The 21,775-nt window shown below is 74.0% G+C and carries 23 protein-coding genes; 15 read left to right on the plus strand and 8 right to left on the minus strand.

Annotated features, from left to right (window positions below):
* The first annotated feature begins 3 nt into the window (after window positions 1-3).
* The 14 genes from ABD993_RS09000 to ABD993_RS09065 all read left to right on the plus strand — a co-directional run bounded on the left by ABD993_RS09000 (window position 4) and on the right by ABD993_RS09065 (window position 15,099).
* Window positions 4-1,341, plus strand: coding sequence for a Rieske 2Fe-2S domain-containing protein (locus tag ABD993_RS09000; RefSeq protein ID WP_345414631.1), 1,338 nt, complete (start codon window positions 4-6; stop codon window positions 1,339-1,341).
* Entirely contained in the window at window positions 1,341-2,174 is an 834-nt protein-coding gene (locus tag ABD993_RS09005; protein WP_345414633.1) for an alpha/beta fold hydrolase, read from the plus strand. The genes ABD993_RS09000 and ABD993_RS09005 overlap by 1 nt, the downstream gene beginning before the upstream one ends.
* Complete coding sequence (locus ABD993_RS09010) at window positions 2,171-2,314, plus strand: hypothetical protein (RefSeq protein ID WP_345414635.1); 144 nt, start codon at window positions 2,171-2,173, stop codon at window positions 2,312-2,314. Before ABD993_RS09005 ends, ABD993_RS09010 begins: the two co-directional genes overlap by 4 nt.
* Window positions 2,311-3,627 carry a M20 family metallopeptidase gene (locus ABD993_RS09015; protein WP_345414637.1) on the plus strand — a complete coding sequence of 439 codons (1,317 nt, stop codon included), beginning with the start codon at window positions 2,311-2,313 and terminating at the stop codon, window positions 3,625-3,627. The genes ABD993_RS09010 and ABD993_RS09015 overlap by 4 nt, the downstream gene beginning before the upstream one ends.
* Window positions 3,628-3,745: 118 nt before the next feature.
* Window positions 3,746-4,378, plus strand: coding sequence for a TetR/AcrR family transcriptional regulator (locus ABD993_RS09020; protein ID WP_345414639.1), 633 nt, complete (start codon window positions 3,746-3,748; stop codon window positions 4,376-4,378).
* Window positions 4,379-4,510: 132 nt separating this feature from the next.
* Window positions 4,511-4,987, plus strand: coding sequence for a (2Fe-2S)-binding protein (locus ABD993_RS09025; protein ID WP_345414641.1), 477 nt, complete (start codon window positions 4,511-4,513; stop codon window positions 4,985-4,987).
* Window positions 4,954-8,403: a molybdopterin cofactor-binding domain-containing protein gene (locus tag ABD993_RS09030; protein WP_345414643.1), complete on the plus strand. Its 3,450-nt coding sequence runs from the start codon at window positions 4,954-4,956 to the stop codon at window positions 8,401-8,403. The genes ABD993_RS09025 and ABD993_RS09030 overlap by 34 nt, the downstream gene beginning before the upstream one ends.
* 84 nt (window positions 8,404-8,487) lie before the next feature.
* Window positions 8,488-8,808 carry a Rieske (2Fe-2S) protein gene (locus tag ABD993_RS09035; RefSeq protein WP_345414645.1) on the plus strand — a complete coding sequence of 107 codons (321 nt, stop codon included), beginning with the start codon at window positions 8,488-8,490 and terminating at the stop codon, window positions 8,806-8,808.
* Between the two features lie 20 nt (window positions 8,809-8,828).
* The gene (locus ABD993_RS09040) at window positions 8,829-10,346 is read left to right on the plus strand and encodes an amidohydrolase family protein (protein WP_345414647.1); all 1,518 of its coding nucleotides are present in this window, start codon (window positions 8,829-8,831) and stop codon (window positions 10,344-10,346) included.
* A gap of 8 nt (window positions 10,347-10,354) precedes the next feature.
* Entirely contained in the window at window positions 10,355-11,206 is an 852-nt protein-coding gene (locus tag ABD993_RS09045; RefSeq protein ID WP_345414649.1) for an ABC transporter ATP-binding protein, read from the plus strand.
* Window positions 11,207-11,247: 41 nt separating this feature from the next.
* Entirely contained in the window at window positions 11,248-12,249 is a 1,002-nt protein-coding gene (locus ABD993_RS09050; protein ID WP_345414651.1) for an ABC transporter substrate-binding protein, read from the plus strand.
* A complete protein-coding gene (locus tag ABD993_RS09055; RefSeq protein ID WP_345414653.1) occupies window positions 12,246-13,067 on the plus strand; it encodes an ABC transporter permease in 822 nt (273 codons plus the stop codon). Before ABD993_RS09050 ends, ABD993_RS09055 begins: the two co-directional genes overlap by 4 nt.
* Window positions 13,067-13,849, plus strand: coding sequence for an ABC transporter permease (locus ABD993_RS09060; protein ID WP_345414655.1), 783 nt, complete (start codon window positions 13,067-13,069; stop codon window positions 13,847-13,849). The genes ABD993_RS09055 and ABD993_RS09060 overlap by 1 nt, the downstream gene beginning before the upstream one ends.
* Before the next feature lie 62 nt (window positions 13,850-13,911).
* Window positions 13,912-15,099, plus strand: coding sequence for an MFS transporter (locus tag ABD993_RS09065; RefSeq protein ID WP_345414657.1), 1,188 nt, complete (start codon window positions 13,912-13,914; stop codon window positions 15,097-15,099).
* Between the two features lie 260 nt (window positions 15,100-15,359).
* On the opposite strand, the gene ABD993_RS09070 is transcribed toward ABD993_RS09065, so the two are convergent.
* The 7 genes from ABD993_RS09070 to ABD993_RS36655 form a co-directional block, all read right to left on the minus strand.
* Window positions 15,360-16,337 carry an ABC transporter substrate-binding protein gene (locus tag ABD993_RS09070; RefSeq protein WP_345414659.1) on the minus strand — a complete coding sequence of 326 codons (978 nt, stop codon included), beginning with the start codon at window positions 16,335-16,337 and terminating at the stop codon, window positions 15,360-15,362.
* On the minus strand, window positions 16,334-16,810 hold the full coding sequence (locus tag ABD993_RS09075; RefSeq protein WP_345414660.1) for a cupin domain-containing protein: 477 nt from the start codon (window positions 16,808-16,810) through the stop codon (window positions 16,334-16,336). Before ABD993_RS09075 ends, ABD993_RS09070 begins: the two co-directional genes overlap by 4 nt.
* A 1-nt stretch (window position 16,811) precedes the next feature.
* Window positions 16,812-17,909: an Rrf2 family transcriptional regulator gene (locus ABD993_RS09080; RefSeq protein WP_345414663.1), complete on the minus strand. Its 1,098-nt coding sequence runs from the start codon at window positions 17,907-17,909 to the stop codon at window positions 16,812-16,814.
* Window positions 17,906-19,012: an LLM class flavin-dependent oxidoreductase gene (locus ABD993_RS09085; protein WP_425568923.1), complete on the minus strand. Its 1,107-nt coding sequence runs from the start codon at window positions 19,010-19,012 to the stop codon at window positions 17,906-17,908. The genes ABD993_RS09080 and ABD993_RS09085 overlap by 4 nt, the downstream gene beginning before the upstream one ends.
* A gap of 22 nt (window positions 19,013-19,034) precedes the next feature.
* Entirely contained in the window at window positions 19,035-19,763 is a 729-nt protein-coding gene (locus ABD993_RS09090; protein ID WP_345414665.1) for an ABC transporter ATP-binding protein, read from the minus strand.
* A complete protein-coding gene (locus tag ABD993_RS09095) occupies window positions 19,736-20,590 on the minus strand; it encodes an ABC transporter permease (RefSeq protein WP_345414667.1) in 855 nt (284 codons plus the stop codon). Before ABD993_RS09095 ends, ABD993_RS09090 begins: the two co-directional genes overlap by 28 nt.
* A gap of 97 nt (window positions 20,591-20,687) precedes the next feature.
* Window positions 20,688-20,765 (minus strand): putative leader peptide, encoded by a 78-nt coding sequence (locus tag ABD993_RS36655; RefSeq protein ID WP_425568925.1) that lies wholly within the window; start codon window positions 20,763-20,765, stop codon window positions 20,688-20,690.
* A gap of 198 nt (window positions 20,766-20,963) precedes the next feature.
* Between ABD993_RS36655 and ABD993_RS09100 the strand changes: the two genes are divergently transcribed.
* Complete coding sequence (locus tag ABD993_RS09100) at window positions 20,964-21,485, plus strand: DoxX family protein (RefSeq protein WP_345414668.1); 522 nt, start codon at window positions 20,964-20,966, stop codon at window positions 21,483-21,485.
* Between the two features lie 37 nt (window positions 21,486-21,522).
* On the opposite strand, the gene ABD993_RS09105 is transcribed toward ABD993_RS09100, so the two are convergent.
* The gene (locus ABD993_RS09105; protein ID WP_345414670.1) at window positions 21,523-21,696 is read right to left on the minus strand and encodes a hypothetical protein; all 174 of its coding nucleotides are present in this window, start codon (window positions 21,694-21,696) and stop codon (window positions 21,523-21,525) included.
* Window positions 21,697-21,775 lie beyond the last annotated feature (79 nt).

Below are 21,775 nucleotides of genomic sequence, written 5' to 3' on the forward strand. Positions count from 1 at the left end.
CCCGTGACCGAGCTCCGTGACGCCGTGCCCCCGGCGCCCACCGTCGACGCCGCACACACCGCACACACCGCACACACCGCGGACACCACAGACACCGCAGACGCCCGAGACACCGCGGACACCGCCGCCGCGGTCTTCGCTCCGCGCAGGCCCGCCCGCCGCCGCGGCCCCGCCCGCGAGGCCCCACTGCCGCCCGGCCCGCCCGTGCAGGCGGGCGCGGACTGGTCGGCGTGGTCGACCTACGACGCCGCCGAGCTGGGCTTCCGGAACTACTGGTACCCCACCGTCTTCGCCCACCAGGTCGGCCGCAAGCCGGTGCCGCTGACGGTCGCGGGGGAGCGGGTCGTGCTGGTCCGCGACGACCGCGACGGCTCGATCCGCGCGCTGCACGACCGCTGCCCGCACCGTGGCGTCCCGTTGTCGTTGGGCCGCAGGCAGTTCCCCGGCACGATCAGCTGTCCCTACCACGGCTGGACCTACGACCTGCAGGACGGCGGGCTCAAGGCCGTGATCACCGACGGCCCGGACTCGCCGATCTGCGGCCGGGTGAAGGTCGCCACCTACCCCGTCGCCGAGCGGCTCGGGCTGGTCTTCCTCTACATCGGAGACGTCGAGGACGGTGCCGCGCCGCCACCCGTCGAGCGGGACATCCCGGCCGAGCTGAACGACAACTCCCTCGTCCTCGGCGGGCGCACCGAGATCCGGGACGGCAACTGGCGGTTCGCCGCGGAGAACGGTTTCGACGAGGGCCACGCGAAGTACCTGCACAACACCGCGCTCTGGCGGCTGTTCAAGGTCATGCCGACCTGGAACATGACCCGGGTCGTGGAGAAGGACGGCTGGCTGATCCGGGTGCAGGACGAGGTGCACTGGGACGCGGAGTTCCCGGGCGTCGGCACCTTCACCAACAGGCGCTGGTGGAAGCGGATGCCGCTGCCGGACCGCCCCGGTGGCAACGGCGACGCCAACCCGGTGATCGCCGGGCTGGACCTGCCCGGCTTCGTGTCCATCCGGCTGCCCGGGCTGCTGCGCGTCGCGTACCCGCAGTTCATCCACTACGAGTGGTACGTGCCGGTGGACGCCGACCACGTCCGCTACGTGCAGCTGATGGTGCGCTTCGAACGGAGCTGGCGTGCTCGGCTCTTCCAGGCGAAGTACCTCGCCGCGATCCGCTGGCTGTTCCATGGCCAGTTCACCGCGCAGGACGCCTGGATGGTCGACGTCATGGACGCCCCGCCCGAGCGGCTCTACCGCCCCGACCTGTCGCTGACGGCCTGGCGGCGGCACGTCGAGCAGGCGGACGTCGTGGTGCAGCCGACCGAGAAGCGCAAGGGCCACTGATGGCGGTCCCCGGCCGCGTGATCGGCGGCCTGCACTGCACCCGGCTCGGCCCCCGCCACCGCACCCCCGTGGTCGTGCTGCACGGGGGCGGGCCGGGGTGCCACACCACGGCGGACTTCGCCGCGCTGCTCGCGCTGCGGCAGGACCGGGCATTCCTGTGCGTCGACCTGCCGCGCTACGGCGGGTCCCCGCTCCCCGGCCCGGAGCTCCCCCCGGGCCGGTACTCCGGTCCGGCCGCCGCGCTCGACACCCTGCTCGACCGGCTCGGGCTGCCCGGCCCGATCGACGTGCTGGCTCAGTCCCTCGGCGGCGCGGTCGCGCTGGCGCTGGCCGCGCGCCGCCCGGAGCGGGTCGGTCGGATCGTGCTGATCGGCAGCACCCCGGCCGCGTTCCCGGGCACCACCGTGGACCCCGGCCTCGGTCTCCGGCTGCGCGACGCCCTCTACGCCGAGCCCGGCCCGGCGACCATGCGTGCGCTGATGGAGGGCGTGGAGTGGTACGGGGACCGGCCGTCGGACGAGCTCGTCGCGGCGCGGCTGCGGGCCGCGACGACGGACGTCGCGCTCGCGGTGGCGACCGACCCGGCCGCCCGCGGCGCCGACGAGGACCTGGGCCCGCTGCTCGGCGCGGTCGCCTCCCCGACCCTGGCGGTCTGGGGCGCCCACGACCCGTTCTCCGGGCCGGACTACGGCGCCGTGCTCGCCGGCGCACTACCCCGGGGCGACCTCACCGTGCTCTCCCGGACCGCTCACCACCCCCAGTCCGAGCGCCCCGCGGCCGTCGCCGCACTGGTCGACGCCTTCCTCCCCGTCCCGCACCTGGAGCCCGCATGAGCCGCACCCTGATCCTCGCCGCGGCGGCCGCCGCGGTCTCCGTGGCCGCCGACCGGCTCGTCCGCCGCCGCTACGGCGCGGGGCTGCTGGCCCGCTGCGGCCGGGCGACGACCGTGCTGACCGTCCGGCGGGACGCGTGACCGCCGTGCTCGGTGGCCTGGACGCCGAGCGCCGGGAGTGGGTCGAGGCCGCCCGGGCCCGGCTGTCGCGGGCGCGGATCACCGAGCTGGTGGTGAGCATGGTCGACATCCCCAGCCCCACCGGCGAGGAGGCCGAGCTGGCGCAGTGGCTCGCCGACACCCTCAGCGCCGCGGGCCTGGAGGGCCGCCACCAGGTGATCGACGACCGGCAGGGCAACGCGGTAGGGCGGCTGCGCGGGGCGGGCACCGGGGACGACGTGCTGCTCTACGCCCCGATCGACACGTTCACCGTGGGCGACGAGGCCGAGGACCTGCCCTGGATCGGGGACACCCTGCGCCCCGACATGCGCCCGCGCGCGGAGGTGCACGGCGACCACGTCCTGGGGCTCGGCGCGAGCAACCCCAAGGGTCACGCCGCCGCCGTGGTCGCCGCCGCCGAGGCGCTGGTGGGGACCCCGCTGGCCGGGGACGTGATCGTCGGGCTCGGGGCGGGCGGGATGCCCACCAACGGCCGGACCACCCGCGGCCTGACCCGGCGCAACGCGGGGCAGGGCGTCGGCTGTTCGTTCCTGCTGGAGCAGGGGGTCTGGGCCGACCACGCGGTGATCGCCAAGCCCGGTTGGGCGGTCGCCTGGGAGGAGGTCGGGCTCTGCTGGTTCCAGGTGCGCGTGCGCGGCACGTTCTCCTACGTCGGCTCCCGGCACCGGATGCCCTACCGGAACCCGATCGCGCACGCCGCCGTCGTCGTGCAGGAGCTGGAGGCGTGGTTCCCGCAGTACGCGGCCCGGCACACCGACGGGCTGGTCGCCCCGCAGGGGATCGTCGCGTCCATCGAGGGCGGCTGGCCGCGGCTGGCCTCGGCCACCTCGGCGCTCTGCCGCTTCACCGTCGACCTGCGCACCAGCCCCCGGCAGACCCCGGCCGACGTGCGCCGCGAGTTCGCCGCCGCGATCGACGAGATCCGCGGCCGGTTCCCGGACATCGGGATCGACTGGGACATGGTGCTCTCCATCCCCGGGACCGCGACCCCCGAGGACGCCCCGGTCATCCGGGCCGCGGTGGCGGCGTGGGAGGAGGCGACCGGGCGGCCGCACGCCCCGATCGTCGCCAACTCCGGCGCGACGGACGCCAACATCCTGCGCGGCAGGGGGATCCCCACCGCGCGGATCGGGATGGACCGCATCGGGCCGGACGCGCCGGTCCGGCTGGACTTCCCGGCCGGGATGAACGTCGTCGACGTCCGGGAGGCCGAGCGGCTGGCCCGACACCTGATCCACACCGTGGTGGATCTCGCGGGTCGGCCCCGTGGCTGAGCGCATAGGGTCCACCCGGGCGGGGACGGCCGGGAGGGGTGCAGTGGCGCGACAGGGTGCACGGCAGAGCTCGGGACGCGGCCGGGGCGCCACGCTGACCCCGGACAGGATCATCGAGGTGGCCCTGAGCCTGTCGGACGCCGAGGCGGACCTGGACAAGCTGACCGTGCGCAGGCTGGCCGCCGAGCTCGGTGTCGGCGCGATGACGCTCTACAGCTACTTCCGCAGCCGGGACGAGATCCTCGACGGCATGGCCGACCACGTGCTCGGCCGGATGCGGCTGCCCGCCGAGCCCGCCGCGAGCCCGGCGGAGGCGATCCGCCAGGTCGGCTACGGGTTCCTCGAGATGATGCGGGACCACCCGACGGTCGTGCGGCTGCTCGCCACCCGGATCACCGACAGCCACACCGCGCTGCACGGCGCGATGGAGGGCCCGATCGGCAGGCTCGTGGCGGCAGGCGTCCCGGGCCCCGCCGCCGTGCGCTGCTACGGCTTCCTGATCACCTACGCGATCGGGTTCGCCAGCTACCAGGTCCCGCGGCCGTGGGGCCACACGAGCCGGGACTCGGCCGAGACCGAGGAGCAGCGCAGGCAGCGCTCGCACGTCTACTCGGCCCTGCCGATCGACCGGTTCCCGCGGCTCGTGGAACTGGCGGACGAGCTCGTCTGCCTGCCCTCGGACGAGCAGTTCGCCTTCGGACTCGACGCCTTCGTCGCGACCGTGGTCCGCGAGCTCGACGCCGCCGACTGACGCTCCGCGTCCGTCCCGCTCCACCCTGCTCCGACCAGCGTGAACACTGGGTAACACGGCCCGGTTCACGTCACGTTCGCTTGTCCGCCGCGACCGCGGTCGTACAACGTACGACCCGTAAGGAGGTCGTCAGTGACCCAGCTCCACCGGCTCGTCGTGAACGGCGAGGAGATCGAGATCGCCGTCGCCGGGCTCGTCCCGTTGTCCACCGTGCTGCGCGAGCGGCTCGGTCTCACCGCCACCAAGGTCGCCTGCGGCCGCGGGGAGTGCGGCGCCTGCACCGTCCTCGTCGGGGGCAGGCCCCGGATGGCGTGCGCGACGCCCGCGGCGCTCGTCCGCGAGCCCGTCTGGACCAGCGAGGGCCTCGCCGCCGAGAGCGCGGACCTGCGCGCCGAGTTCGCCGACCGCGGCGCCTTCCAGTGCGGCTTCTGCACCCCCGGCCAGGTCGTGCACGGCTGCGCGGTGCTGCGCATGGAGGCCGACCGGCCCGTCGAGGGCCGCCGCGAGCGGGTGGCGCACGCGCTGTCCGGCAACCTCTGCCGCTGCACCGGCTACCAGGCCATCACCGACTCGGTGTGCCGCGTGGCCGAGACCCGGCGGACCTCGTGACCGGCTGGGTCGGGGCCCGGGTCCGGCCCCTGGACTGGGAGGACCGCAGCGTCGGGCTGGTGCGCTACACCGCCGACCACGTCGTCGCGCAGGCCCGCGCCGGGCGCCCGCCGCTGTACGGCGCGATCCTCCGCTCGCCGCACCCCTACGCCGAGATCCGCGGCGTCGACGTCTCCCGCGCCGCCGCCGCCCCGGGCGTGCACGCGGTGCTGACCAGCGCGGACTTCGCGCCCGGGATCACCTACCTGCACCGCGGTGCCCCGCTGTCCGACCGGCCGCCGCTGGCCGCGGGCGTGGTGCGGCACGTGGGCCAGGAGGTCGCCGCGGTCGCCGCCGAGACCCCGGAGCTGGCCGCAGCCGCACTGCGCGCGATCCGCGTGCGGTACCGCGTGCGGCGCGCACCGCTGGACGTCGCGGCCTCCCGGTCCCGCGGCGCGACCCGGCTGCACGAGCGCACCACGGCCGAGCCGAACGTCTCCCAGCTGCTGCGGATCGAGTGGGGGGACGCCGCCGCGGGGCTCGCCGCGGCCGAGGTCCGGGTGGACGGGCGGTTCGTGTACCCGAGTGTGAGCCACGCCTGCATGGAGCCCAACACCACCTTCGCCGCGTGGGACCCTGAGCGGGAGATCATCGAGCTCTGGACCTCGACCCAGGCTCCGTGGTTCATCGCCAAGGAGATCTCGCACCTGCTCGGGCTGCGGCACGAGCAGGTCGTCTGCCGGGAGGTCGCCGTCGGCGGCGGGTTCGGGTCGAAGTCCAAGGCCTCCGAGCACGAGGTGCTGGCCGCGGCGTTGGCGCGCAAGGCCGGTCGGCCCGTGCTGGTCGAGCTGAGCCGCGCCGAGGAGTTCGGCGCGAACAAGCCCCGGCACCGCTTCGAGACCACGCTCGCGACCGCCGCCGACTCCGCCGGTGTCATCCGGGCGCTGGAGGCGGACGTCGCCGTCGACAACGGCTCGTACAACCACATGGGCACCTCGGTCATGCGGGTCGGGGTGATCACGCTCGGGTCGATGTACCGGCCGGAGGGCGTCCGCTTCGACGCCCGGCTCGTCGACACCGCGACCCAGCCCGGCGGCCAGTTCCGCGGCTACGGAACCCCACAGGTCTCGCTGGCGATGGAGTCCCAGGTGGACGAGATCGCCGCTCGGCTCGGCATCGACCCCCTGGAGCTGCGGCTGCGGAACCTCGCACCGGAGCACGCCACCACGCTGTCCGGGTACGAGGTGGGCACGAATCGGCTCGGGGACTGCCTGGTCGCGGTGCGCGAGGGCCTGGGCTGGGACGCCCCGCGGACCCCCGAGCGCGCCGGCGTCGCGACGGGCCGCGGTGTGGCCGCGGGCAGCCACGGCTCGGGCGCCTACGCCTACGAGCACGCGGACCGCAGCGACGCCGCCCTCGACCTCTACGCCGACGGGCACGTCCGGGTGCGCCACGGCGGCGCGGACGCCGGGACGGGGCAGAACACGATCCTCGCCCAGGTCGCGGCGCAGGAGCTGGGGATCGACGTCGCGGACGTGTCGGTGACCTCGATGGACGGCGAGCACACGCCGTTCGAGCTGGGGGCCTGGTCCTCCCGCGGCACGCACATGACCGGGTCGTCCGTGGGGCAGGCCGCCCGCGAGCTCGCCGCCACCCTGCGCGCCCTGGCCGCGGAGAAGCTCGGTACCGACGCGGTCACCCTGGTCGGCGGCCGCGCCGAGTCCGAGGCGGGCTCGGTCGACCTCGGCGACCTGGTCGCCCTCTCCGACGACACCCGGCCCGATCCCGTCCCCGGTGAGCGGGAGGGCGAGGACGTGCTGTCCCACGAGACCTCCTATCGGCTGCGCGGCACCGAGCCGCTGAACCCCGCGAAGAGCACCGCGAACCTCTCGCCGACCTACACCTATGCCGCGCACGGCGCGCGGGTGGAGGTCGACCGGCTGACCGGCACGGTCCGCGTCGTCGACTACGTGGCGGCGCACGACGTCGGCGTCGCGATCAACCCGACGCTGGTCGAGGGGCAGATCGCGGGCGGCGTGGCGATGGGCCTCGGCGCGGCGCTGGGGGAGGAGCTCGTCCGCGAGGGCGGGCGGATCGTCAACACCGGCTACCTGCACTACGCGATGCCGCGCAACGCCGACCTGCCCTCGATCCGACCGGTGATCGTCGCCAACCCGGACGAGACCCGCGGCCCGTACGGCGCCAAGGCCGTCGGCGAGATGTCGGTCATCCCGCCGGGTGCGGCGGTGGCCAACGCGGTGGCGGACGCGATCGGGGTTCGGATCCGCGAGCTGCCGATCACCCCGGACAAGATCCTCACCGCCCTCGGCGCCCCTCGGCGGTCGACGGTCTGGCGGCGGCCGAGCCGATGGTGGGTCGCGGCGATCCGCGCCGCCTACCCGCTGGGCCTGCACCACGTCCTGCACACCTGGGGTGTGCGGTTCGGGCCTGTGTACCGCGCCCGCCGTCGGGCCGCGGTCCCGGTCGAGCCGACCGTGGACGCGCCGACCACGGTGGATGAGGCGGTGGGGCTGCTGGGCCGCGGCCCCGCCGCGATCCTCGGCGGGGCCACCGACGCCCCGATCGAGCGCCGCGCCGAGCCCCGCCCGGCCCCGGTGCTGGTCAGCGTGGCGGCGGTGACCTCGCTGCGCGGGATCGTCGAGCGGGGCGGGGTGCTGCGCATCGGCGCGGCGACCACGCTGGCCGAGCTGGCCGCGGACGGGTGCCTGCCCGCCGCCGTGCGGCAGGCGGTCGAGACCATCGCGTCCCCGCAGATCCGTGAGGCCGCGACGGTCGCCGGGAACCTGGTACAGGCCAAGCGCTGCTGGTTCTTCCGCAACGGCTTCGACTGCTACAAGCGCAACGGCGCGACCAGCCCCTGCTACGCCGTGCTGGGCGACCACCGGTTCCAGCACGCGGTCGTCGACGGCCACCGCTGCCAGGCCGTCACGCCCTCGGACCTGGGCACGGTCCTGCTCGCGCTGGACGCGGAGATCGAGACCGACCGCCGTCGGATCCCGGTGGGGGAGTTCTACTCCGGCCCGGGTGAGACCGTGCTGGGCGAGGGCGAGCTGGTCACGGCGGTGCACGTGCCGCTGCGGGAGCGGGCGACGAGCTTCACCAAGCTCGCGCTCTACACCGGCGACTTCGCCGCCGCGTCGGTCGCGCTCGCCGTCGGGTACGGGCCGGGCGGGATCTGGCGGGACGTGCGGATCGTGCTCGGCGCGACGGCGCCGACCCCGCTGCGGATGACGGCCGCGGAGGCGGCCCTGCGCGGCACCCGGCCGGAGCCCGCGGCGGTGGGCGCGGCGGTCGACGCCGAGCTCTCCCGGCACGCCCATCCGCTGCCCGGCAACGCCTGGAAGCTCGACGCCGCGGCGGGCCTGGCGACCCGGGCCGCCGAGGCCCTGCTCGACCCGTCCCCGAGTCGTCTCTGAGTCTCTGACCTGCACACGCTTGTAACACGGACGACTCGAAACCCTTGATCGTACAACGTACGATACAGCGTATTAGGAGGCGAGATGACCGACCGGACGCGCACCGTCACCCCGGTGTTCGACCCGCTGACCGGGCCCCTGGTCCCCGTCACCGCGGACGGCACCGAATGGGTCGTCGTGGTGGAGCACGACACCGCGGTCGCCCGAGCGTGCCCGCACCAGGACGCGGACATGGCCCGGGGGTCGCTGATGGGCAGGGCGGTCAAGTGCCCCCTGCACGGCTTCCTCTTCGACAGCCGCACCGGCCGCGGCATGAACTGCCGCTTCACCATCGCCACCCGCCCGGCCGCGCTGCTGGACGGCCGCTGGCACGTCGACGGCGTCCCCGCCGACGTGACCCCCTGACCGGAGAAGGGTTCCCTCTGATGTCCCTCGGCTCCTCCCACGCCGACGGCACCGGCCGCCACCTGCTGCTGCGCGGCGGACACGTGCTCGATCCCGCCTCCGGCCTCGACGGCGTCGCCGACGTCGCGGTGCGCGACGGCCGGATCTCCGCCATCGGCCCCGACCTGACCCCCGACGCGGATGCCGAGGTCCACGACGTCACCAGCCGGTACGTCGTGCCCGGTCTGATCGACATCCACATGCACGCCTTCGGCGGCATAGGCTTCTCCGACTCCGACACCGTCGGTGTGCAGAGCGGCGTCACCACCCTGTGCGACGCGGGCGGCGCCGGCACCTGGTCCTTCCCGGACATGCACGCCCAGCTCGACGGGCGACTGCGCACCGACATGTACTCCTGGCTCTACGTCGGGCCGAGCGGGATCGCGGTCTCGCTGATCGGTGAGGAACAGCAGAAGGACATCCGCTCGATTGTCCCGGTGCTGCCGATCACCGACATGTTCGAGCTGGTCGACCGCCACCGCGACACCATCGCCGGGATGAAGGTGCCCGCGTTCGGGCCCACCGGCGAGATCGGCCCGATGACCATGGCGAAGGGCCTCGCCCGCAGCCTCGGCCTGCCCCTCTACATCCACGTCGGCGACATCCAGGAGCGGCAGCCGCTCCCGCTCGACATGGACGCGATCATCGACCTGCTGGACCCGTGCGACACCGTGACGCACTGCTACTCGCCGAACCCGAACTCGCTGTTCCGCAGCGAGACCGAGCTGTACCCGTCGGTCGCCGCCGCGATCGAGCGCGGCGTCGGGTTCGACGTGGGCATGGGCGCCTTCAACTTCGACTTCCGGATCGCGCGGCGCAGCATGGAGCTGGGCTTCCTGCCGACCACCATCTCGTCGGACCTGCAGCAGGCCAACGTCACCGGCCCCACCTTCTCGCTGGTCAACGTGATGGGGATGTTCCTGGCCATGGGGATGTCGCTGCGCGAGATCCTGCCCATGGTCACCACCCACGCCGCCGAGCGGCTGCGCGCCTCGGACCGCCACGGTGCCCTGCGGGTCGGGCGGGCGGCCGACATCACCGTGCTGGACCTGGTGGACCAGCCGACCGAGTTCGCCGACACGGTCGGCGGGCGGCTGACCGGGCGGCAGCGGCTCGAGGTGGTGTTCACCGCGAAGCACGGCGAGGTCGTCCGGCCGGACGCCGAGGCCGCGCAGCACCCGGGCAACTGGAGCAACTTCCTGGCCTTCCGCGAGGAGGAGCCCCCGGCGGCCGCGCTGGAGTACGACCCCGCCCGCCGCGCCCTGCTCGGAACCGTCGCGGACGCGCTGCAGGACCTGGAGAGCTGGTCGCCGCTGGTCGTGCAGGAGGCCGTCACGACGGTCCTCTCCGCGCACGCGCTCGGCCGCGGGGCCGCGGGCCGCGCGGTGCTCGGCGCCTTCCTGGAGCCGGTCTTCCCCCAGTCGCCCGGCTACTTCCTGGCCACCAAGGACCGCCCGTTCGTGCTCGAGCGGCTCCGGCTGCTCGCCCACCACAGCTGAGGATCGCCATGACCGCCGTGTCGAGTACCGAGCAGGACCCCGTGGCCACGCGGGCCGCCGAGCCGCTGCTGCGGATCGAGGACCTGGCCAAGCAGTACCGGGCCGACGGCCCCTTCGTGTCCAAGGACCTGTCCTTCGAGGTCCGCAGCGGCGAGTTCGTCGCGATCGTCGGCCCCTCGGGCTGCGGCAAGTCCACGCTGCTGCGGATGATCTGCGGGCTGCTGGACCCGACCGAGGGCCGGGTGCTGCTCGACGGGAAGCCCGTCACCGGGCCGCCGCCGGAGATGGCCCTGGTCTTCCAGGACTACACCCGCTCGCTGTTCCCCTGGCTGACCGTCGCCGGGAACGTCGCCTTCCCGCTCAAGAAGCGCACCGACCTGACCCCGGACGAGAAGCGGGCCCGCATCGACGAGGCGATCTCCGCCGTCGGGCTGGCCGGGTTCGAGGGCTACCACCCCTACCAGCTCTCCGGTGGCATGCAGCAGCGCGTGGCGATCGCCCGCGCGCTGGCGTTCCGGCCGCGGATCCTGCTGTTGGACGAGCCGTTCGCCTCGGTCGACGCGCTGACCAAGGAGAACCTGGAGGACCTGCTGCTGACCATCCAGCAGCGCTACGCCGACGAGGGCATCACGATGCTGCTCGTCACCCACGACATCGACGAGGCCGTGTACCTCGCCGACCGGGTGGAGGTGCTGGGCCCGCCGCCGTGCCGCGTGGTCGAGGAGCTCCCGATCACACTCGCCCGCCCCCGCAACCAGATCCGCACTCGCGGCGAGCAGGCCTTCCTCGAGGCCCGCGCGCTGATCCACGAGCGGGTGGGGCTCAACCGGCAACGCGCCGGCGACGAGCCCACCCCCTGATCGTCTCCCTGATCACCCCTCCCCGGACAGGACCCCCGAACATGACCGCACCACTTCGCACCCGGCGGCTACTCGCCACCGTCGTCTCCTGTGCCGCCGCGGCCCTCACCCTCGCCGCCTGCGGCGGGGGAGCCCAGAACGTGACCGGCGACGACGGCCGCATCGCCCTGACCCTGGCCACCGTCGCCACCGACTCCTGCGCCCAGAGCTTCATCGGCGAGAAGCAGGGCATCTTCGCCGCACACGGCATCGACGTCACCCTCGACGTCGTCGCCGGCGTGCCGGAGCTGGCCGCGGCCGTGACCTCCGGCCAGGCCGACCTCGCCTGCAGCGCCCCCACCGCCGTCGCGAGCGGGATCAACCAGGGCCTGCCCTTCACCATGATCGCCCCCGGGATCGAGTACCGGAAGGACAACCCGGGCTCGTTCCTGATGACACCCGCAGGCAGTTCGATCACGTCGGTGTCCCAGCTCGCCGGGACCACGCTGGCGGTCAACGCGCTCAACACCCTGCCCCACCTCTCGACCATGGCGATGCTGCAGGACGCGGGCGTGGACCCGGCCTCGGTGACCTTCGTGAACCTCGCCTTCCCGAACATCGGGCAGGCGCTGGAGACCGGCCAGGTCCAGAGCGGCGTGCTGCAGCCGCCGTACCAGGACGACATGGAGGCCAACGGCGGGAGGAAGCTCGCCAGCCCCTACGACGCGGTCAACGGCGGCAACCCGTTCGTCTACACCGTCTGGTTCGGCACGAAGGACTTCGCCGCGCAGAACCCGGCCGCCGTCACGGCGATCCAGGAGGCCATGGCGGAGGTCAGCACCTGGTCGAACGATCCCGCCAACGCCGACACCCGGCGCGCGATCCTCGCCGGGGCGACCGGGCAGGACCCGGCGGTCGTGGCCCGCTCCGCGCTGTCCTACTACGGCACCGAGCTCACCCCCGAGCTGATCCAGAGCCAGCTCGACCTGCAGCGCCGCTTCGGCACGCTGCCGAAGGAGCTGAACGCGGCCGACCTGATCACGGCCGCCCCGGCCACGTCGTGACCGCGGTCGTCGATCCCCAGGTCGCCGTCTCGCGGGCCGCGCGGCCGGCGGGGCGGGGGCGCAGGCTCGGCCGGGCGGGGCTGCGCGGGGTCGTGTTCGTGGTCGGGCTGGTCCTGGCGCTGCAGGTGATCACCACGGTGATCGGGTCGCGGTACTTCCCGCAACCCACCGCGATCGCCGCCGCCCTGGTCGACCAGCTCGCCGACGGCGCGCTCGGCGTGGCCCTGCTGAGCACGCTGGGCAGCGCACTGGCCGGGCTGGTGCTGGCCACGGTGGTCGGCGTCGTGGCCGGACTCCTCCTCGGCAGCTCGCCGTGGACGTTCGCGATCGTCCGCTGGGTGGTGGAGTTCCTCCGCCCGCTGCCATCCGTCGCGCTGGTGCCCTTCGCGATCCTGCTGTTCGGGGTCGGGAGCACCACCACGATCCTCGCGGCGTTCTACGCCTCGCTGTGGCCGGTGCTGTTCAACACGCTCTACGGCGTGCGGGACGCGGACCCGGTCGCCGTGGACAGCGCGCGCACCTTCGGGCTGTCGCGGGTGCAGGTGCTGCGCCGCGTGGTGCTGCCGCTGGCCCTGCCGAACGTGCTCACCGGCGTGCGGGTCGCCTCGGCGATCGCGCTCGTCCTCACGATCACCGTCGAGCTGCTCACCGCGGCGGGCGGGGTCGGCTACTTCATCTCGTTCATGCAGGCCGCGATCCGGACGCCGGAGATGTACGCGGGCGTGTTGGTCGTCGGCGTGCTCGGCTACCTGATCGCCCTCGGCGTCCAGGCACTGGAGCGCAGGATGCTGTTCTGGAACCGGAGAGGGGACGCCTGATGGCCGTCGCCGCACCGAGCACCCGGCGTCGGGGCGGAGCCCCGCCGAAGTGGGTGCCCGCTGTCCTGCCGGTCGTGCTGCTCGCCCTCTGGGAGGTCGCGGGGCAGGCGGGCGGCAGCGTCTACCTGCCTCCGCTCTCCCGCACGCTGGGAGTCTTCGCGGAGACCTGGTTCCCGGACGTGGTCGTGCACGACGTGCTGCCCAGCCTCGGGCGCTTCGCCGCGGGGTTCCTGCTCGCCGCGGTCATCGGCATCGTGCTGGGCCTGGCGATCGGCATGTCCCGCACGCTCGACGACTACCTGCGACCCACCCTGGAGTTCCTCCGGGCACTGCCCGCGGTGGCCGTGCTGCCGGTGGCGGTCTTCGTGCTGGGCCTCGGCACCTCCATGCGCATCTCCGTGATCGTGTTCGGGGTGGTGTTCCCGGTGCTGGTCAACGCGGCGGCGGGGGCGCGGTCGGTCCGTCCGGAGCGGGTCGAGACGGCCCGGATGTTCGGGCTGACCCGGTTCGCGATCGCCCGACGGGTGGTGTTGCCCTCGGCTCTGCCGATGATCTCCGCCGGGCTGCGGGTCGCGCTGCCCATCGCGCTGATCATGATGGTGGTCTCGGAGCTGGTGGGCGGGCAGAACGGCCTCGGCTTCTACCTGACCTACCAGCAGCAGAACTTCGACATCCCGGCGATGTTCGCGGCGGTCATCGTGCTGGGGGTGCTGGGCAACCTGCTCAACGCCCTCTACGCCGCCGTCGAGCGCCGGGCGCTGCACTGGGCGAGGCACGCCTGAGGGGCGGGCGCGCCGGGCTCGCGGTCGGGGTCGTCGGGGGACTGGCGCTGGGGCTCGGGAGTGTGCCGGGGTTCCTGTTCGGACTGCTGGCCCCGGTGCTGCTGGCGGCCGAGGGCTTCGGCCGCCCCGCGATCGGCGTCCTGGTCGGGCTGTTCTTCGGCGCGACCGGGCTCGGCTCGGTGGCGGCCGGACGGCTCACCGAGCGGATCGGCGCCCGGGCCGCGGTCGTGGCGGACCTGCTCCTGCTGGCGGTGTGCCTACTCGTCGCGGCGGCCGTCGCGGAGTACGCCGTGCTCGCCGCCGTCGCGGTGGTCGCGGGTGCCGGGTACGCGCTGGCCACCACCGGCACCACCTCGGCCGTCGCCGCCGCGGTCCCCGCGGCGCAGCGCACCCGGGTGATGGCGGTGCGCACCGCGGGCATCCCGGCGCTCGTCGCGGTCGCCTCGCTGGGTGCAGGCCCACTGGCCGCGGCCTGGGGCTGGCGACCGCTGCTCGCGGTCCTGGCGGTGCCGGTGCTGATGGTGGCGGCCGCGGCAGGGCGCGTCCTGCCCGACGCCCGTCCGTCGGCCACCACGACCGGGCGTTCCCGCCTCCCCGCGGGCTTCGGCAGGCTCCCCGTGGCGGCGTTCCTGCTGATCGTGGGCTCGCAGCCGGTGATGGTGTGGTCCGTGGCGTACCTCCGCGACGCGCTGGCGCTCGAGGTGTTGACTGCCGGGATCCTCGCTGCGGCCGTGTCCGTCGTGGGGGTGGTCGGCGTCCTGGTGATGGCCACCCGCGCGCGTGCGGTGGGCCCCGGCGCCCTGGGCGCGCGGGCCGCGGTCGCCTGTGGCGTCGCGGCGCTGGGCTCGGTCGTGCAGGCCGTGGCGGTCGGGAGCCCCGGTGGGCCGCTGCTCGGGATCACCGGTCTGGCGCTGGCCACGGTCGCCCACCTCCTCGCCGTCGGCCTGCTGCACGCCCTGGTCGTGGCGGTGGCGCCCGCGGCCGCCGGGCGGGCCGCCGGGGTGGCGATGACCGGCTACTTCCTCGGCGCCCTGGTCAGCGCCCCCGCCTTCGGTGCCGTGGTCGACGCGACGGGCTGGCCGATCGCCTGGCTGCTCTGCGCGACCCTGGTCGCCCTCGCGGGCGCCTGCTTCCTCCGCTGCGGCCGCCTGAGCTCCCCCGACCGACCGTCCACCGGGGACGGTGCCGATGCGGCACCTACCGCTCGGCCGGCGCCACGACGGGGCGACGATCGGCATGGTCCCCGGTAGGACCTTCGCCGAGTCCGGGCTCCGACCGGCCGCCGCGACGACGGCCCGGAAGCCGGACCGGAAGTCCTGGGCGCGCTCCAGGGTGGGGGCGACCGCGAACACCACCTCGGCGGTGCGCGCCGCGACCGCCTGGAACGTGCCCGACGCCCCGGCCGCCCAGGTGTCCCGGAGCTCGACGACCGTGTCGAGGAACTCGGCCGCACGGTCGTAGCGGGTGGCGGGGTCGAGGTGGGCATCCCGGCTGAAGTTGCGGGCCTGCCTCAGGAGACGGCCGCGGGGGAGAGGTCCTGGACCGCCTCGGAGACGTCGACCCTCTTGCGCAGCACGCCGTAGGCCTCGTAGTTGTCCGCCACGGTCTGGATCTCCCCGACGAGCGCGGTGTCGATCGGCACCAGGCTGCGGTTCGCCCGCTGCGACATCAGGTCCGCGACGGCGGCGGGTCGCTGGGTCAGCTTCGTGTAGATCGCCGCGTTCTCGGCGGGGTGGTCGGCCGCCCACTGCACGGCCTTGCCGTAGCGGGCGACGAAGTCCTTCATCGCCTGGGTCTTGCCTGCGTCCTCGAGCGCGGTGGTGTTCGCGTCGAGGAAGGTCAGGCCGGGGGCGAGCCCGTCCGAGCCGCGCAGCACCCGGGCGCCCTGGTCCTGCTCGGCGACCGCGGTGTAGGGGTCCCAGGTGGACCAGGCGTCGATCGCGCCCGACGACATCGCCGCGGCGGCGTCGACCGGCTGCAGGAACGAGATCGTGACGTCCTGGTCGGTGAGTCCGGCCTCCTTGAGCGCCTGCAGCAGCAGGTAGTGGCCCACCGAGCCCTGCGTGGTGGGGGAGACGGTCCTGCCCTTCAGGTCCGCGACGGACTGAATGGGCGAGTCCTTGGGCACGATCACCGACAGCCCGTACTGCTGCGGCGCCCGGGTCGCCGCGACGATCTTGATGTCGTCCGTCGACGACAGCGCGGTCAGGGTGGGTGCGTCGCCCGCGACGCCGAGGTCCACCGCGTCCCCGCGCAGGGCCTCCAGCACCGGCGCGGCGGCGGGGAACTGGGCCCACTCGACCTTGTACGGGGCGCCCTGCAGCGCACCGGAGGCCTCGACGAGTGCCTGCTGGATGCCGGCCTGGTCGCCGACGCGCAGGGTGACCGTCGAGAGGTCGACGGGGCCGTCGGACGCGGAGCCGCTCGACCCGCAGGCGGTCAGGGCCAGGGCGGCGGCGGCGAGGACGGCGGTCAGGACGCGTTTCACGAGGGATTCTCTTCCAGGGGGTAGAGGGCGGGGAGGTTCACGACGATCCCCTCCTGGGTGCTGCGGGAGATCACGACGACGGCCGGGTGGTCCGGGTCCGGGTTCTCCTCGCGGTGCGGGACGAACGGCGGCACGAAGATGTAGTCGCCGGGCTCGGTCTGCAGCGCGACCTCGCCGGTGCCGTCGTGGAAGACGAACCGCGGGTTCCCGCTGACGATGTAGATCGAGGTCTCGGCTTCGCCGTGGTGGTGGTCGCCGGAGTTGGTGGCGGGCGCGACGTGCGTCTCGCCCGTCCACAGCTTCTCCGAGCCGACGGACTTGCCGCTGACCGCCTCCAACCGGCGCATGCCGGTGGTCTGGGTGGTGTCCCCGGACAGCTGCGAGCCCTTGATCAGGTGCACGCGCGCGCGGTCCGGCAGCTGCGCCTGGGCGGTGGTGAAGTCGGGGTGGAAGGCGGTGTTGTCCTGGCTCATCTCAGCTCCTCAGCTCGAGCACGGAACGCTCCTCGAGATAGTCGCGCACGGTCCGCTCCAGGTCGCCCCACGGCGCCCCGGCGGGCACGGTCGCGATGGCGCCCTCGGTGGCCCGCACGACGTCCGCGAGGGTGACGTCCGCGGCGTCCCGGGCGAGCTGGTAGCCGCCCTCGCAGCCGCGGCGGCTGCTCACCAGTCCGGCCCTGCGGAGCTGGATCATGATGTTGACCAGCGAGTTCAGCGGGATGTCCCGGGCGCGGGCGATGTCCTCGCAGCGCACCGGCCCCTCGCCCGCGCCGACGAGCTGGTCGAGCGCGCGCAGGGCGTAGTCCAGCCGGGCGGAGACGTGCAGCGGCGCGGCCCTGCGGGTCCGCGGGGCCTCCGGGGTCTCCGGGGCGGCGGACTCGACGAACCCGGCGCCCTTCGCAACCCCTTCCAGGAAGGTGACGATCCGGGCGGCGACGATGCGGTGGAACTGGTCGTTGAGCACGTCGTGCACGCCGTCGCGGACCACGGCGAGGCTGTGCCGGTGGTCGACTCCGCGAGCTCCGTCCCCGACGGTGAACGCCCGCACCGCCTCGACCGGCGCGATCGGGTCGACCTCGCCGTGCAGGACGAGCGTGGGCACGGCGGGCAGCGCCTCGGGGTGGGCGGGCAGCTCGGCGCTCAGCTCGCCCCAGTGGAAGTCCGGGTCGGCGTCGAGCACCCGGCGGTGGACCGGGCATGCGGTGCGGGCGGCGATCTCGGCGTCGTGGTCGACGGGGGCGGCCCCGCCGTCCCCCAGCGGGAGGGCGGCGAGGACCAGCGCGTCCGGGGCGTGCCGGGTCGCGATGGTCCAGGCGCGCAGGGCGCCCGCGTCGGAGCCGAGCAGGATCCGGGCGCCCTCGCCCGCGTCCAGGGCGGCGGTGACCTCGGCGTCGCTCGCCCCGGCGCGGGGGACGACGACGGTGTAGCCGTCGAAGGCCAGCCGGGTGCCGAAGCGGGTGTAGATCCCGGGGTTCTCGCCTCGGCCCACGAGGACCACGACGGTCCCGCGGACGGCGGCGGAGGGGGTGAAGACGGCGGGTGCCGGTGCGGCCGGGGCCTCGGGCGGGGTCATGCGGACACCTTCTGCGAACGCCGGGCCATCTCGGCCCGGACCAGGGGGAGCAGCTCACGGCCGTACTCGGCTGCGTCGGCGATGGGGTCGTATCCGCGGATCAGCAGCGTGGTCACGCCGATGTCGACGTAGTCCAGCAGCGCCTGCGCGACGGTCTCCGGGGTCCCGACGAGCGCGGTCGAGTTGCCCGCGGCACCGGACGCCGCGGCGGTGGCGGTCCAGAGGCAGCGGTCGTGGACCTCCGCCTTCTCGGCGGCGGCCAGCAGCCGCTGCGAGCCGACGTTGGTCGGTCCGCCCCGTTCCCGCATGCGCGTGCCGGTGAACGACCCGTGCCCGCCGTGGGCGGCCACGATCCCGTCCCGGATCGCGTGGGCCCGCTCCCAGGCCCGCTCCTCGGTGGCGCCGAGGATCGGGCGGAAGGACACGCTGATCCGGGGGAGCTCGGTGCGGCCCGCGGCCCGGGCGGCCTCGTGCACCCGCGCGATCTGCTCCGCGGTCTCGGCCAGCGGCTCGCCCCAGAGCGCGAACACGTCCGCGTGCCTGCCCCCGACCCGGTAGGCGGCCTCGGAGGACCCACCGAAGAAGATCGGGATGTGCGGGCTCAGCGGGCGGATCTCCTGCCGCACGCCTGCGACCCGGTAGTGCTCGTCCGCGTAGTCGAACGCCTCGGGGGAGTACCAGGAGCGCTTCACGACCTCGAGGTAGGAGTCCGTGCGGGCGTAGCGCTGCTCCTTGTCCAGCCAGTCCCCGTCCCGCCGCTGGTCGACGTCGCTGCCGCCGGAGATGACGTGCATCGCGACGCGGCCGCCGCCGGAGAAGTGGTCCAGCGTGGCGTACTGGCGTGCGGCCAGCGTGGGCTCGGTGAAGCCCGGGCGGTGCGCGACCAGGAAGCCGAGCCGCTCGGAGTGCGCGGCGCCGAACGCGGCCACCTGCAGACCGTCCGGAGTGGACGACGAGTGACCGACCAGCACCTTGTCGAACCCGCCCTCCTCGTGGGCGGTGACGAAGCGGCGCACCGTGTCCCGGTCCACGACCGGACCGGTGGCGGGGTGGATCTCGGAGACCTCCTGGGTCCCGATCATGCCGATGAACTCGACGCTCACGGTCATCTCCTCGGTGTCCGAGTCAGTGCACGCCGAGCCGCGCGAGCAGCTCGACCCGCAGGCGCTGGAACTCGGGATCGGTGACGTCTCGGGGGCGGTCGAGCTCGACGGGTGCGTCGTAGCCGATCCGCCCGTCCTGCATGACCAGCACGCGGTCGGCGAGCGCGAGCGCCTCCTCGACGTCGTGCGTGACGAGCAGGACCGCGCACCGGTGGCGCTGCCACAGCTCCTCCACCAGGCCGCGGGCGGTGATCCGGGTGAGGGCGTCCAGGGCGGAGAACGGCTCGTCCAGCAGGAGCAGGTCCGGCTCGCGGACCAGGGCCCTGGCGAGCGCGGCGCGCTGCGCCTCGCCGCCGGAGAGCACCTTCGGCCACACGTCCACCCGGTGGGCGAGACCCACCTCGGTCAGGGCCGCGACCGCCCGCTCGCGGTCCGGCTTGCCCGGCAGGCCGAGCACGACGTTGCGCCACACCTTCTTCCACGGCATCAGCCGCGGCGCCTGGAACCCGACGGCCCGCCTCCGGGCGACCGTGACCTCGCCGGTCACGTCCTTGTCCAGGTCCGCGAGGATCCGCAGCAGCGTGGACTTGCCGCACCCGGAGGCCCCGAGCAGGGCGACGAACCGGCCGGGCTCGATGTCCAGGTCCAGGTCCTCGATGACCGCTCGCGACGATCCGGCACCGTCGTCGAACCGCCGGGTCAGGCCCCGAACCGAGACCGCACTCACCGTCCGCTGAACGCCGGTCGCCACGACAGCAACCCCCTCTCCAGGATCCGGACGATCAGGTCGGCGACGAGGCCGAGGATCGCGTAGAGCACCAGACAGACGATGATCACGTCCGTCGCGAAGAACTCCCGGGCCTTGTTCATCTCGTAGCCGATCCCGGAGGTGGCGTTGATCGTCTCGCCGAAGACCAGGGCCAGCCAGGCGGTGCCGAGCGAGTAGCGCAGCCCGGTCAGGAAGTTCGGCATCGCCGACGGCAGGATCACGTGCCTGACCTGCCCGAACCAGCCCAGCCCCAGCGTCCGCGAGGCTTCGACCAGCCCGGAGTCGACGTTGCGGATGCCGGCGAACAGGTTGATGTAGAGCGGGAAGGTCACCGCGAGGCCGACCAGCACGATCTTCGGCGTCTCGCCGATCCCGAACCAGATGATGAGCAGCGGGATCAGGCCGATGACCGGGACCGTGCGCAGCATCTGCATCGGTGCGTCGATGGCGTCCTCGCCGCGCCGGAACAGCCCGGCGACCGTCGCGAGCACGACCGCGGCGACCACACCGAACGCCAGCCCGGCGAGCACGCGGAGCACCGAGGTGCCCACCGCGCTCTGCAGCGACCCGTCCCGCCACATGCCCGCGGCGGTCTCGACGACGGTGGCGGGGGAGGCGAGCGTGTCGTCGTCCAGCACGCCGACGCTCGAGAGCACCTGCCACAACGCGATCAGCACGATCGGCGAGATGGTCTTGAGCAGCCAGCGCGGCACGCGGCCCGCGCGCCCGCCGGACTGCGAGGAGAGCGTCTCGGTGTCCACTGCGGACGGTGGCGCGGGCACACGCGTCCGTTCCGGGGTGGTGGTCATGGGTGTCCCTAGGGGCTCTACGGGCACCCGGGAGTCATCTCGCACCGGGCACCCTGGGGGATCGCCGCTGCAGGGGCGGCATGGTCCGACGAGGGCGTCAGCGCGGACAGAGGGCCGACGCCACGCGCCCGAGGTCGATGTGACCCCGGGCGGTGAGGAACGTCGTGCCGGTCATGTACCCGACGGTAGCGCGCTTCCGGCCGATACCCAACCCGAGAGGTTGGGATTGCGGACCCGGTCACACCGACGTTCTGCCTGGTGGGAATGGGGATTCGAGTCCGGACATTTGGAGGTCGTCGATCGACGACCGGAGCGGGGGGATGGCCTAGGGTGGGCGCCGGAGATCGACACGGATTCGAGCGAGGAGGCCCGGATGGGCGGTCGTGGCAGGCGGAATCGGGTCGGGCGCGAGATCGCGAGCCTGCTCCTGCGGGGCGCGGTCGGCGGCACGATGATCGCGCACGGCGTGAAGCACGGGACCTCGTTGAAGGGGACCGCGGGCTGGTTCGGCTCGATCGGCTTCCGGCAGCCCGAGCTGCAGGCCAAGACCAGTGCCGCCGTCGAGGTCGGGGCGGGGGCGCTGCTGCTGGCCGGCGCGGCGACACCGCTGGCCTCGGCCGCCGTCGTCGGGACGATGGGGGTGGCGGCGCGCTCGGTGCACCTGCCGAACGGCTTCTTCATCACGGCCGAGGGCTGGGAGTACGTCACCAACCTGGCGGCGGCCGCGGTGGCGTTGGCGGCGATCGGGCCGGGGCGGTTCAGCGTGGACCACGCCACGGGTCTCACCCGGCGGATCGGCGGGGGCGGGGCGGCGGCCGTGGCGGCCGGGGTGGGGCTGGCGGGCGCGGCGGCGCAGCTCGCGGTGTTCTGGCGGGCTCCCGCGCCGAAGGAGTAGGTGCGCCTGCGGCGCGGGCCCGCGGGGTCGGAACGGATCAGGCGTCGAGGGTTTCCGGGGTCTCGATGTCCAGGTCCAGCTCGCGCCGGAGCACCTGGGCCGGGACCGAGACGACGGACTTCGGCCGCCGCATGGGCTGCCTCAGGGCGATCGTCAGTTCGTGTGCCAGGTCGTAGCCGTAGTCACTGTGCGGATCGTGATCGCCCGACATCGCCTTCTCCTTGCTCTCACCGGTGCTCCTGACGCTCCGTCACGTCGCGTGCCCGGACCGTGCACGAGAATGATCGCCC

It is taken from the genome of Pseudonocardia xishanensis (assembly GCF_039541715.1).
GTDB classification, from domain to species: Bacteria; Actinomycetota; Actinomycetes; order Mycobacteriales; family Pseudonocardiaceae; genus Pseudonocardia; species Pseudonocardia xishanensis.

Bases quoted from the DNA above. Each gene is read 5' to 3' on its own strand.
- ABD993_RS09080 (WP_345414663.1), bottom strand. From the start codon at position 17,909: ATGACCCCGCCCGAGGCCCCGGCCGCACCGGCACCCGCCGTCTTCACC.
- ABD993_RS09040 (WP_345414647.1), top strand. From the start codon at position 8,829: ATGTCCCTCGGCTCCTCCCACGCCGACGGCACCGGCCGCCACCTGCTG.
- ABD993_RS09095 (WP_345414667.1), bottom strand. From the start codon at position 20,590: ATGACCACCACCCCGGAACGGACGCGTGTGCCCGCGCCACCGTCCGCA.
- ABD993_RS09075 (WP_345414660.1), bottom strand. From the start codon at position 16,810: ATGAGCCAGGACAACACCGCCTTCCACCCCGACTTCACCACCGCCCAG.
- ABD993_RS09050 (WP_345414651.1), top strand. From the start codon at position 11,248: ATGACCGCACCACTTCGCACCCGGCGGCTACTCGCCACCGTCGTCTCC.
- ABD993_RS09105 (WP_345414670.1), bottom strand. From the start codon at position 21,696: ATGTCGGGCGATCACGATCCGCACAGTGACTACGGCTACGACCTGGCA.
- ABD993_RS09045 (WP_345414649.1), top strand. From the start codon at position 10,355: ATGACCGCCGTGTCGAGTACCGAGCAGGACCCCGTGGCCACGCGGGCC.
- ABD993_RS09060 (WP_345414655.1), top strand. From the start codon at position 13,067: ATGGCCGTCGCCGCACCGAGCACCCGGCGTCGGGGCGGAGCCCCGCCG.
- ABD993_RS09100 (WP_345414668.1), top strand. From the start codon at position 20,964: ATGGGCGGTCGTGGCAGGCGGAATCGGGTCGGGCGCGAGATCGCGAGC.
- ABD993_RS09010 (WP_345414635.1), top strand. From the start codon at position 2,171: ATGAGCCGCACCCTGATCCTCGCCGCGGCGGCCGCCGCGGTCTCCGTG.
- ABD993_RS09035 (WP_345414645.1), top strand. From the start codon at position 8,488: ATGACCGACCGGACGCGCACCGTCACCCCGGTGTTCGACCCGCTGACC.
- ABD993_RS09005 (WP_345414633.1), top strand. From the start codon at position 1,341: ATGGCGGTCCCCGGCCGCGTGATCGGCGGCCTGCACTGCACCCGGCTC.
- ABD993_RS36655 (WP_425568925.1), bottom strand. From the start codon at position 20,765: ATGACCGGCACGACGTTCCTCACCGCCCGGGGTCACATCGACCTCGGG.